The sequence below is a fragment of the Dietzia sp. UCD-THP genome (assembly GCF_000349585.1).
Taxonomy (GTDB): Bacteria; Actinomycetota; Actinomycetes; order Mycobacteriales; family Mycobacteriaceae; genus Dietzia; species Dietzia natronolimnaea_A.
In genome coordinates, this window is sequence record NZ_KB714637.1 from 1 (window position 1) to 1201 (window position 1201).

The 1201-nt window shown below is 63.8% G+C and carries 1 protein-coding gene; it reads right to left on the reverse strand.

Features of this window, described 5'->3' with window-relative positions; translation table 11 throughout:
* Positions 1-99 precede the first annotated feature (99 nt).
* Positions 100-1201 (reverse strand): restriction endonuclease subunit S (locus tag H483_RS28380; protein ID WP_238556282.1); only part of this gene is annotated, 1102 nt, incomplete at its 5' end.

The window sequence follows — 1201 nt, forward strand, 5'->3', positions numbered from 1 at the left end:
CGTCGGAGTACTCAGCGAGCTGTGCTTGCGTCCAGCCGCGAGCGGTCCGGGCGTCGCGGATCTGGACGCCGAACGCGCATGCTGGACGCGGGCGACGGCTCATATTTTAGATGGGATTGAGTCGAGTGCGCGCTCGGTTCGCACGCGCAGAGCACGGCCGTAGGCGGTCATGCCCGCCCAATCGACGACTTTCTCGCCGTCCGGACCGGCCGTCGTCGGGACCATGATCTTCTGACGGTGGAGTCTGTGCAACGTGAGTTTGTACCCGAAGCCGAACTTAGTCACGCAGTTCTCGGTCAGGATCGTTACCAGGACGAGGAGTGCGTCCTCGTTGGCTTCGGGCGAGACCGGCTCCAACACAATTACGTCGTCGGAGGCGTTGAACGGGACGGGCTGGTACTTGGCGTGGCCGGTGCCGCCGTCGCCGTTGTAGATCAGCGTGAGCCACCCGGCGGGGAAACTCGGCAGCACGCTGGCGTAGTCGGCAATGCTGTTGTTGTTCCGAGATCCAGTGACGAATGGCGTGCGGCCGCGACGGCGGTCAGCTTTAGTCAGCCGTTTGCCTTTGTGGGTGCGAAACAGACCGGGCTGGCCCGATTCCTCGTCGTCCACGATGAACATCGGAGAAAAGGCGAGTTCGGGGAGATCGTCGTCGTCGTCGGGCGCGGTCTCCCTCACGCTGACTGCGGCTGCCCCGACCTTCATCGACAGCTCACGTCCGAGCGCGTTTAGGCCGTCCCAGTCCACGATCTGCCTGCCGTCCCCGTCGTCCNCGACTGGGACCATGATGAAGGACTTGCGGAGACGGCCCAGAGTCGCGCCGTTGCCGCCCCAGCTGAACCGCGCCATCTGTGAGGCGACCAGGGCGACCAGGATCGGGCCGTTCTCCTCGTCTAGCTTCGGGTGCCGCAGCACCTGGATATTCTGGCTCGTGTAAAACGGGACCGGCTGGTAGGCGACTGTCTGTGTGTCCAGGCCGATCGTTATGGCGCACCCAGGCTCGGGGTCGGATTCCTGCATCGCGCAGAAGCTATCGATACCGTTGCGGGCACGTGTCCGAGAGACGAACGGCACGGTTTTGTCGCCCACTGTTGCCAGCTTCGCCTTGTCGTAGGACGCGCTAGAGGACGCCATCGACTCGAACACGTCGGCGATTAGGAGCGGGGCGAAACACATCGAGTCGAGGGCGGTCATTCCACAA